Here is a 10,584-nt window from a genome sequence, read left to right as displayed (position 1 = left end):
CCCGACACTGTCGCCCCCAGCGAAACCCGGTACCGTTCCTCCACGGGTCCCGACTGTCGGCCTCCATGGGTAAGGTGCGGCGGCATGATCCCGAACCTCCCGGCGTTGCGCGCCCTGCTCCCCACCGCGACCCCGACCCGCGCCTGGCGGGCTGTGCGCGAACTCGCCATCGTCGCGCCGCACGTCACCCGGCCCGCGCTCGAACTCGCCGGCGAGTTCGCCGAGATCGCCTTACCTCCCACGAAGCGGCTGCTGAAGATCTGGCAGAAGACCCCGGACCCCGACGGGTTCGCGGAGTTCATCGTGGCGCCCGCCTTCGTCCGCGAGGGCCGTACCGAGCTGCCGGTCAAAGGGAGCTCCCTGCCGGTCGGCCTGCGCCACCTCACCAACCTGCGCAGGGTCGAGCTGTCGCGAAGCGCCGACTACATCGACGTCTCCGAGCTTTCCGGCCTCACCGAGCTGACCGCACTGAGTCTGCGCGGAGCCGTCCGGATCACCGACTTCTCGCCCCTCGCCGAGCTGACCCGGCTGGAGAATCTCGACCTCGGGGACACCCGGATCAGCGATCTCTCCCCGCTCCTCGGCCTGCGCCGCCTCGCCCGCCTGAACTTGTCACGGACCAAGGTGGCAAGCCTCGAAGGCTTCGTCGATGCCTTCCCTCATCTCACCGAGCTCGATGTCACGAGTTGCGATGCGATCGACGATGTGCGCCCATTGTCAGGGGCGTCCAACCTGAGATCGCTCGACGTGTCCTGGACGTCGGTCACCGACCTCACTGGCCTGCGTGACCTGCCCGCGCTGGAAGAGCTCACCGTCGGCGAGAAACTGGTCTCGCTCGACGGCCTCGACGCGCTCCCGTCGTTGCGTAAACTCGCCTTCGGACCGGGGTCCGATCTGAAACACCTCGCCCCTGGCGGCCCCCATCCTCAGGTCACCGAACTCGACCTGCGCTTCACCTCGCTGCCCGATCTGAGCATCGTCTCCCGGTTCCCGAGCGTGACCGAGATCAGTCTCTCGGCCTCCAACCACGTGACCTCGCTGGAGCCGCTGAGAGGCCATCCGTCGCTCGCCAAGGTGCAGCTCACCCTGACGACGAGGCTGAAGGATCTCTCCCCCCTCGGCGACCTGCCGGCACTGCGGGAACTGGAGCTCTTCAATGTGCGCCGCCGTGATCTCAGCCAGCTGGCAGGTCTGCCGCCGCTCGCGAAACTTGAGATCAGCGGCAGCAACCAGCTCATCAGACTCAACGGCATCCCCGAGGTACGGTCACTGCACCTGGACGGCTGCCCGGCGCTGAGCGACCTGACCGCGCTCGGCGAGTGGGTCGAAGAACTCACGATCACGATGTACTCGTCCGTCCGGGAGCTGCGGCAGATCACCCGGCTACGCGGCCTCAAGAGGCTGAGGATGGATGGCGGCCACCCGATACGGATCAACTCGCTCGCGGACCTGCGCGGACTCGACGCCCTCACCGAACTCACGATCGGCGCTCACGAGCCGATCAGCCTCAACGGCCTGGAGAGGCTACCCGCCCTGCGCGAACTCGATTTCCCCGGCAAGAACCCGGTGACGGACCTGGACAAGGTCGGCCACCCCCACCTCAAGAAACTCGACCTCGCCTACCGCCCGCTCCCCGGTCTGGGATGGCTGTCGGCCTTCCCCGCCCTCACCGAGATCCTCATCTCGCCGGAGTCCGGGATCACCTCCCTGGACGAACTGGCCGGCAACCCGTCGATCACGACGGTGGGCCTCTTCGGGCCCCAGGTCAAGGACCTGTCCGTACTGGCCACACTGCCCGCCCTGCGCGAACTCAGAATCGGCGACGTGGACGACTTCGACACCTGGGTTCTGCCAGCCGCGCTGCCCGGGGTCGAGAAGCTTTCCATCCTCTCGGTCCCCGGAACGCGCACCCTCGACGGCCTGCCGAAAATGCCCGACCTGCGCTATGCGCACATCTCCTACTGCCCCAAGCTGAGCGACCTGGGCCCGCTGCGCGACGTCCCCGCAGAGATCTCCGACTGCCCCAAGCTGGCGTAGGTCGCCCTCATGAGGAGCAGGGCCTGGACTGTCGGTCTCCGTGGATAGAGTGCGGCGGCATGGTCCCGAACCTTCCGGCGCTGCGCGCCCTGCTCCCCAAGGCGACCCCGACCCGCGCGTGGAAAGCCGTCCGCGAACTCGCCATCGTCGCGCCGCACGTCACCCGGCCCGCGCTCGAACTCGCCGGCGAGTTCGCCGAGATCGCCTTACCGCCCACGGAACGACTGCTGAAGATCTGGCAGAAGACCCCCGACCCCGACGGGTTCGCGGAGTTCATCGTGGCGCCCGCCTTCGTCCGCGAGGGCCGTACCGAACTGACGGTCAGCGGCGACTCCCTGCCTCCTGGCCTGCGCCACCTCACCAACCTGCGCATGATCGACCTGCTGCGAGCGGGCCTCTACCCGGACATCTCCGAACTCGCCGGGCTCACCGAACTGACCAGCCTGCGTCTCGAACGGGCCAGCGAGGTCACCGACTTCACCCCGCTCGCCGCCCTGACCCGCCTGGAATCCCTCCACCTCGCGGCCACCCGGATCAAGGACCTCACCCCGCTACTGGGCATGTGCCGGCTCACCTACCTGGATCTGTCCGCGACGAAGGTGTCGAGCCTGGCAGGGGCCGCCGTGTTCGCCCGCCTGGAGCATCTCGATCTCTCCGGTTGCGAGGCGATCCGCGACGTGAGCCCGCTGTCAGGGGCATCCGGGCTGAGAAGCCTCAACCTGCGGGGGACATCGGTCGCGAGCCTGACGGGCCTGCGCGACCTGCCCGCGCTTGAGGAACTCACTGTCGGCTCGGAGCTGGTCTCGCTTGACGGCGTTGACGCGCTGCCATCTCTGCGCAAGCTCTCCCTGGAGTATTGCGACGATCTCCAACGGCTCGACCGCGGCGGCCCCTATCCGCAGGTCTCCGAACTCGATCTGCCGTTCGGCCCGATCACCGACCTGGGGATCGTCTTCCGCTTCCCCGGCCTGACCGCGATCAGGCTCTGGGCCTTTCACGGCCTGACCTCGCTGGAGGCGCTGCGCGGCCATCCGTCCCTCGCCAGGGTGCAGGTGGAGCTGGGCGCGAAGGTGAAGGACCTCTCCCCGCTCGGCGACCTGCCCGCCCTACGGGAACTGGAGCTCCTGGATCTGCGCAGCCACGACCTCACCCCGCTGGCGGATCTGCCGCCGCTCGCGAAACTTGAGATCAGCAGCAAGCGGCTCACCACACTCAACGGCATCCCCGAGGTGCGGTCACTGCACCTGTACGACTGCCCGGCGCTGTACGACCTGACCACACTCGGTGACGGACTCGAAGAACTCTCGATCTCCAAGTGCCCGTCCGTCCGCGATCTGCGGCAGATCACCCGGTTGCACGGCCTCAAGAGACTGAGGATGGATTCCGGCCAGCCGATGCGGATCACCTCGCTGGCGGACCTGCACGGGCTCGACGCGCTCACCGAACTCACGATCAGCGCTGACTGGCGGATCAGCCTCAACGGCCTGGAAGGGCTACCCGCCCTGCGCGAACTCGATTTCCTCAGCGAGAACCCGGTGACGGACCTGGACAAGGTCGGCCACCCCCACCTCACGAAGCTCGGCATCGCCTACCGCCCGCTCCCCGGTCTCGGATGGCTGTCCGCCTTCCCCGCCCTCACCGAGATCCTCGTCTCGCCCGAGTCCGGGCTCACCTCGCTGGACGAACTGGCCGGTAACCCGTCGATCACGACGGTGGGCATCTTCGGACCCCAGGTCAAGGACCTGACCGTGCTGGCCACACTGCCCGCACTACGAGAGCTCAGCATCGGCTACGTGGACGACTTCGACGCCTGGGTCCTGCCGGCCGCGCTGCCCGGGGTCGAGGACCTTACGATCCTCTCGATCCCAGGACTGCGCACCCTCGACGGTCTGCCGGAAATGCCCGACCTGCGCTCGATGTACATACGCAGCTGCCCCAAACTGGCCGACTTGGGCCCGCTGCGCGACGTCCCCTCCTGCCCGTAGCTCAGGGAAAGGCGACGACCGCCCGGAGGGAGGACAGGCGGTCGTCGCGGTCATGGCCGGGGCGTCAGCGGACGAGGGCGGGCAGGTGGAAGTCGCCCTCACGCCGGTACGCCTCGGCGAAGGCGTAGTGCCCGTGGTGGCCTATGCCGTGGTAGATGTGCACGGCCCGGTCGAGCGCCCGGTGCACCGCGCGGCCCCGCGCGAGGTCGCTGTCCAGCTCCGCGAAGCCCGGCACCAGCGCCTCAGCGTCCTTGGGGTCGAGTTGCTCGCTCCAGTGCCGCCCGGAGAATTCGAGCTGCGACTCCAGGACGTCCATCGCGGCGGTCTTCTTGTCCCAGAAGGGGGCGATGTTGACCACGCAGTTGGGGTGGGACGGGGTCATGTAGTACACGGTCGGCACCGGGTGCGGGTCCAGCCCCTCGTCGAGGGCGAACTCGCGGCTGGCCAGGCCGAGCGCCTCCAGGATCAGGGTCATGGCGGGCCTGCGGTCGGGGTCCAGGTCTGCCAGCGAGTGCTCGGGGTCCTGGGTGATCACGATGGTGGGCCGTACGCGCCTGATCGCCCGGACGACGGCCCGCTTGTGCTCCTCGTCCACGGCCACGTGGCCGTTGCGGAAACCGAGAAAGTCGACCTCGACGCCGAGCACCTCTCCGGCCTTGCGGACGTCGGACTGCATGCGCTCCCGACAGAGCATCATCGTGGCGAACGACTCGCCTCCGGCGGCGACGTTGGCGGCCAACGCGCCGCCGCACTCCACCAGTTCCATCCCGTAAACGCCGATCAGAAGTACGCGTTCAGCCATGAACCTCTCCTTTGAGCCTGCGAACTCCCCAGACACTCCCATACCCCCGCCCCGTATTCAAGAGCCACCGATGCACCGGCCGCGACCGCCAGGGGTGCGGCTCGGGGGCGTCGCGCCACGACTTTCGGCAGAAGAATCGCCGTATCCGCGAGATATGTCGGATAAGTGATGGCCCCCAATTCTGCTATGCACCCTGCGTAGTCGAGCCGCAACGCCGATACTTGGCGATATGCGGGTTCGACTTAGGAGGGGGCGACCCGCAGGAGGCGAGGGCGTTGGGCCGACATTTGTCTGCACCGGCCTCGACGCCCGCGCCTCCACCCCTCGATGTCCGGCTTTATGGAAGCATGACCGGATGATCCGGATACGTGCCTTCGAGCCTGCCGACGCCCCGCGCGTGGCCTCGTGGATCGACGACGAGCGGGCCCTCTACACCTGGTCGGGCAACTCCGGTTTCACCCTCCCCGGCCTCGCCGACCAGCTCACCGCCTTCTACGCCGCAGACCCCACCCGCCGGGGCCACACCGCCCTCACCCCGTCCGGCGCGGTCGTCGGCCACTTCATGCTGCGCGACCTGCCCGACCGGGAGACCGTACGGCTCGGCTTCGTCCTGATCTCCCCCGAGACCCGAGGCCAGGGGTACGGCGAGGCCATGCTGCGCGCCGCGGTCCGCACCGCCTTCGCCGACCCGTCCGCCCAGCGCGTGAGCCTCGGCGTCTACCCGCACAACCAGGGCGCGCTGCGCCTGTACGAGCGCCTCGGCTTCGCCACCACCGGCACCGAGGAGAAGATCGTCGAGGTGGACGGCGCCTGGTGGTCGTCGTATCAGATGACACTCGGCCGCCAGGAGTGAACTGACACCGCTCCGAAAGTCCGGCCCGTCACCGTGAATCTCACCTACGTCTCATTGAGGAGAGATTCATGTCCCAGCCACGTGCCGGGGTGCGGGAGTGGGTGGGCCTCGCCGTACTCACGATGCCGGTCTTCCTGCTCTCGGTCGACCTGACGGCCCTCCACCTGGCCTTGCCCCACCTTGCCGCCGACCTCGGCGCCACCGGTACGCAGCAGTTGTGGATCCTCGACATCTACGGTTTCCTGACGGCCGGACTGCTGATCACCATGGGGACGCTGGGCGACCGCATCGGCAGACGCAGACTGCTGCTGATCGGAGCCGCCGCCTTCGGCCTGGCCTCGGTGGCCGCCGCCTTCTCCACCAGCGCCGAGATGCTGATCGTGACGCGCGCGCTGCTGGGTGTGGCCGGTGCCACGCTGATGCCCTCGACGCTGGCGCTGATCAGCAACATGTTCCAGAACGACAGGCAGCGCGGCCTGGCGATCGGCGTCTGGGGCAGTTGCTTCGCCGTCGGCGGCGCGCTCGGGCCGGTGTTGAGCGGGATCCTGCTGGAGTGGTTCTGGTGGGGGTCGGTGTTCCTGCTGGGGGTGCCCGCCATGGTCGTGCTGCTGCTGGCCGGGCCGATGCTGCTGCCGGAGTTCCGCGACCCGGAGCCGGGACGGCTCGACCCGCTCAGCGTGGTGCTCTCGCTGCTGGCGATCCTGCCGCTGGTGTACGCGCTGAAGACCGGGGCCAAGGAGGGCTGGCAACCGTCCGTTCCGGCCGGGCTCGTGATCGGCGTGGTGGCGGCGATCCTGTTCGTACGGCGCCAGCGCGGCCTGGCCAAGCCGCTCATGGACCTGTCGTTGTTCAGGCACCGGGTCTTCAGCGTGGGGCTCGGCAGCATGGCGGTGGGACAGCTGGTGCAGGCGGCCCTCATCCTGTTCCTGGCCCAGTATCTCCAGCTCGTTCAGGGGATGTCGCCGCTGCAGGCCGGGCTGTGGATGGTGCCGTTCGCGGCGGCCAACGTGATCGGATCGATGGGGGCTCCGGCCCTGGCCGCGCGGATCGGCACCCACCGGGCGGTCGCCTACGGCCTGGTGCTCATGGCGGTCGGCTGGCTGCTGTTCACCCTGGCGCAGAGCCGGACGGACTCCGGACCGGCGCTCGCCGTCATCGGCGCCATGGTGATCTCCATCGGGATCGGGCCGCTGCTGATCCTGGTGCTCGACCGGGTCATCGCAGTGGCTCCGAGAGAGAAGAGCGGGGCCGCCTCCTCGCTGTCGGAGACCTCGTCCGAGGTGGGAATGGCGCTGGGGGTGGCGACGCTGGGCTCGCTCGTCACGGCGGTCTACCGGGGAGGGGTGGAGGTCCCCGCCGGGGTTCCCGAGCCGGTCGCGGCGGCGGCGCGCGACAACATGCCGGGCGCGCTGGGCGCGGCGCAGACGCTGCCCGCCGACCTCGGCGGCGAGGTGCTGGCGGCGGCAAGGGCGGCGTTCCAGACGGGGCTGACGGTGGCGGGATACACGAGCATCGTGATCATCCTGGTACTGGCCGCACTCACCGCCAGGTACTTGCGCGACCGGGAACAGGCGCTCGTGTAGACGCCTACCGGCAGTCGTCCGCGTTGCGGGGGGCGGCTTCCGCTATCGGCGTGCCTCTGGCCCAGGTGCCCACGGGCAGGCCGAGTTTGTCGGCCAGGCGCAGGCTCTCCTCGTGGAGGCGGCGGGCCCGCGCGTGGTCGCCGTGGGCCTCGGCGAGGACGGTGAGCGACTCCATGGCGTACAGCCGTCCCCACGGATCGCCGATCCGGTCGAAAGCGGCCAGCCCGCGCTCGCCCGCGTCCTCCGCCGTCACCAGGTCGCCCCCGGCGATGGCCTGGGCCGCCCGCGTGGTCAGCGCGGCCGCGACGCCCCACGCGTCGCCGACGGCGCGGAACCCGGCCAGCGCCCGGTCGGCCAGCGACTCGGCGGTGCGCAGGTCGCCGCCGTACAGGGCGAAGCTCAGGAACCACTCGGCCCGCGCCCGCCCGGACGGGTCCTCGGCCAGGTCGAAGCGCCCGAGTACGGCGCGCGGGTCGACCGGGCCGCCGTTCAGGACCGTGATCCCGGCCTCCCAGGCGCCGACCCGAGCCCGGAGCCGGGCGGGCGCCGCCGGGTCGATGGCCAGCACGCAGTCCATCGAGCGCAGCGCCTCGCTCCAGCGCCCGCGCAGGAACCAGTACCAGGCCAGGGCGTCGACCAGCCGCAGCGCGAACTCGGCGGCCCGTTCGCGGACCGCGCCGTCGAGCGCGAGGCGCAGATTGGCGGCGGCCTCGTCCAGCCTCCGGGTGGTCTCGAACTGGGCCGGGCCGCGCAGCAGCGGCTCCGCACGCTCGGCCAGCTCCAGGTAGTGGCGGGTGTGGCGGCGCCGCAGCGCGGGCAGTTCGCCCGCCTCGCACAGCCGCCGGAGGCCGTACTCGGCGACCGATTCGAGCAGCCGGTAGCGCGGCCCCTCGACGACGGCGACCAGCGAGCGGTCGACCAGCCGGGCCAGCAGGTCGGGCACGTCGGCCTCGGGCAGGTCGGGGCCGGAGCAGACGGCTTCGGCGGCCTCCAGCGTGAAGCCCTCGCCGAAGATCGCCAACCGGCTGAGCAGCACTCGTTCCCGTGGGGTGAGCAGGTCCCAGCTCCAGTCGATGACCGCTTGCAGCGTCTGCTGCCTCGGTGGCGCCCCCCGGTGTCCGGAGGCGAGCAGCCGGAACCGGTCGTCCAGACGGCACAGCACGTCCCGCACGCCGAGCGCGCGCACACGGGTGGCGGCCAGCTCCAGCGCCAGCGGGACACCGTCCAGTCTGCGGCAGAGGGTGGCGACGTCGGCGGCGTTGCCCGCGTCGAGCCGGAAGCCCGGCGCGGCGGCGGACGCCCTCGCGACGAACAGCCGCACCGCGCCCGCGCGGGCGATCTCGGCCGGGTCGGCGTCCGGGTCCGGGACGTCGAGCGGCGGCACCGTCCACACCACCTCGCCCGCGTGACCGAGCGGTTCCCGGCTCGTGGCCAGCACCCGAATGCCCGGCGCGCCGCGCAGCAGCGCCCCGGCCAGTTCGGCGGCCTGATCGACGACATGTTCGCAACTGTCCAGGATGAGCAGCGCGCGCCAGCCGCGCACCGCGTGCACCAGCCGGGTCAGCTCGCCGCGCGGCGCCCGCTGGTCGCGGCCGCCGCGCCCGAGCCCGGCGCCGTCGCGGAGGTCGAGCGTGACGGCGACGGTCTCGGCGGGCGGGCCGCTCACGCTGGTCTCCGACGGCTCGCGCGGCCCGGCCAGTTCGACCAGCCACACCCCGTCGGGGTACTCACCGACCAGGCCCTGCGCCGCCGCGACGGCCAGCCGCGTCTTGCCGACCCCGCCGGAGCCGGTGAGCGTCACCAGCCTGCCCTCGGACACCAGCGCCCGTACGTCGGCGACCGCGTCGTCCCTGCCGACCAGCAGGGTGAGCGCGGCGGGCAGGTTGCCGCCGGAGCCGCCCGCGACGCGCTGCTCCAGGATCTCCTGGTGGAGGGCGACGACGGCGGGCTCTGGGTCCACGCCTTGCTCCTCGCGCAGGTGGGAGCGCAGTTCGCGGAAGCTGCCGAGGGCCTCGCTCTGCCGTCCGAGGCGGTGGAGGGCGCGCATGTGCGCGGCCCGCAAGCGTTCGCGGACGGGGTGGGCGGCCACCAGTTCGCCCAGCTCGGCGACGACCCGGTCGTGCTCGCCCGCCTCCAGCAGCGCTTCGGCGCGCTCCTCGACGGCGAGCAGGCGTTCCTCCTCCAGCCGGTTGATCTCGGCGCGGGCGAAGTCCGCCTCGGTGAAGTCGGCGTACGCGGGGCCGCGCCACAGCCCGAGCGCCTCGGTGAGCAACCGGGCGCGCTCGCGCGGGTCCGCGCTCTCCCGCGCCCGGCCGGTGAGGGCGCGGAAGCTCCCGGCGTCGACGGCGGTCTCCTCCACCCGCAGCGCGTAGCCGGGCGGGCGCGACTCGACCAGCGCCCTGGCGCCGGGCTCCGCCTGGTCGAGGGTACGGCGAAGCTGCCAGATCTTGCGTTGGAGGGCGGGCGCCGGATGCTCGGGCGGATCGTCGCCCCAGATCTGCTCGACGAGGCGCGCGACGGACAACGGCCTGCCCCGGTGGGCGAGCAGCACGGCCAGCAGCGTACGGACCTTGGCCTCGGGCACGTGAACCCGTTCACCACCGGCGTGTACGGTCACCGCACCTAGGACCCCGAAACGCACAGAATCAGAGTATCCGCCCAGAACCCGACATCCGCCCTCCCACCCGCGAGAACCATTCGGCCCGCCTCTCCCGCCACCGGCCGCCCGACCGAGAACCATTCGGCCCACCTCCGGGTAGAGGGGGCATGAGACTCACACTCGTGGTCCTCGCTCTGGCCGTCGGCTGTACGGCGGTGCCCGTGGAGGGCGACCCGGCCGCCGGTCTGCGCCGGGCGTGGGAGCAGCCCATGCTGGCGCCCGGCGCCACCTGCCCGGTCTCCACCACGACCGCCACCCCCGACCCGGACACCGCCCCGGTCCTCGGCGGCGGCCCGGCCGGTCCGATCACCTCCGCCCGCGTGGAGTACTACGCCCCCTCCGAGGGCAACCTGCTGAAGACCCTGGACTGGGGAGCGCAGAAGGTCGCCTGGGCCGTCGACCCGACGGTGACCGAGCCCGTCCTGGTCAGGGGGCGGCGGATCGACGCGCCCGGCCGGCTCGGGTTCGACGATCCGGTGGTCCGCGAACTGCTGCTCGACCCGGTCACCGACGCCTCGCCGGGCGGCTGGCGGCAGTATCCGTCGCTCACGCGCGTCAGGGCGCCCGGCTGCTACGCCTATCAGGTGGATCTGTCGCTCGGCTCGCACACCATCGTCGTGCGCGCGGTCGGCCCGGTCGTCTAGCCGCGTTGCGCGGCCGACGAC

At 71.0% G+C, this 10,584-nt stretch carries 7 protein-coding genes; 5 read left to right on the top strand and 2 right to left on the bottom strand.

Annotation, left to right across the window (positions count from 1 at the left end; all coding sequences use genetic code 11):
- The first annotated feature begins 84 nt into the window (after positions 1–84).
- Together ABD120_RS13075 and ABD120_RS13070 are read left to right on the top strand one after the other, a co-directional pair.
- Positions 85–2,037, top strand: a complete 1,953-nt coding sequence (locus tag ABD120_RS13075; RefSeq protein WP_343950094.1) for a leucine-rich repeat domain-containing protein — start codon at positions 85–87, stop codon at positions 2,035–2,037.
- 59 nt (positions 2,038–2,096) lie between these two features.
- The gene (locus ABD120_RS13070; RefSeq protein ID WP_343950093.1) at positions 2,097–4,022 is read left to right on the top strand and encodes a leucine-rich repeat domain-containing protein; all 1,926 of its coding nucleotides are present in this window, start codon (positions 2,097–2,099) and stop codon (positions 4,020–4,022) included.
- A gap of 64 nt (positions 4,023–4,086) precedes the next feature.
- On the opposite strand, the gene ABD120_RS13065 is transcribed toward ABD120_RS13070, so the two are convergent.
- Entirely contained in the window at positions 4,087–4,824 is a 738-nt protein-coding gene (locus tag ABD120_RS13065; RefSeq protein ID WP_343950092.1) for a PIG-L deacetylase family protein, read from the bottom strand.
- Positions 4,825–5,179: 355 nt separating this feature from the next.
- Here ABD120_RS13065 and ABD120_RS13060 point away from each other — a divergent pair, with 355 nt between their 5' ends.
- Together ABD120_RS13060 and ABD120_RS13055 are read left to right on the top strand one after the other, a co-directional pair.
- Positions 5,180–5,677 (top strand): GNAT family N-acetyltransferase, encoded by a 498-nt coding sequence (locus ABD120_RS13060; protein ID WP_343950091.1) that lies wholly within the window; start codon positions 5,180–5,182, stop codon positions 5,675–5,677.
- A gap of 68 nt (positions 5,678–5,745) precedes the next feature.
- Positions 5,746–7,260 (top strand): MFS transporter, encoded by a 1,515-nt coding sequence (locus tag ABD120_RS13055; protein WP_343950090.1) that lies wholly within the window; start codon positions 5,746–5,748, stop codon positions 7,258–7,260.
- A 4-nt stretch (positions 7,261–7,264) separates the two neighbouring features.
- Here ABD120_RS13055 and ABD120_RS13050 read toward each other — a convergent pair whose 3' ends face one another.
- Positions 7,265–9,901 carry an AfsR/SARP family transcriptional regulator gene (locus tag ABD120_RS13050; RefSeq protein ID WP_343950089.1) on the bottom strand — a complete coding sequence of 879 codons (2,637 nt, stop codon included), beginning with the start codon at positions 9,899–9,901 and terminating at the stop codon, positions 7,265–7,267.
- A gap of 125 nt (positions 9,902–10,026) precedes the next feature.
- Here ABD120_RS13050 and ABD120_RS13045 point away from each other — a divergent pair, with 125 nt between their 5' ends.
- Positions 10,027–10,563, top strand: coding sequence for a hypothetical protein (locus ABD120_RS13045; protein WP_343950088.1), 537 nt, complete (start codon positions 10,027–10,029; stop codon positions 10,561–10,563).
- Positions 10,564–10,584: the final 21 nt, after the last annotated feature.

The sequence above is a fragment of the Nonomuraea longicatena genome (assembly GCF_039525605.1).
GTDB classification, from domain to species: Bacteria; Actinomycetota; Actinomycetes; order Streptosporangiales; family Streptosporangiaceae; genus Nonomuraea; species Nonomuraea longicatena.
Note: the sequence above shows the minus strand (reverse complement) of the source record. Positions and strands in the feature narration are given on the sequence as shown.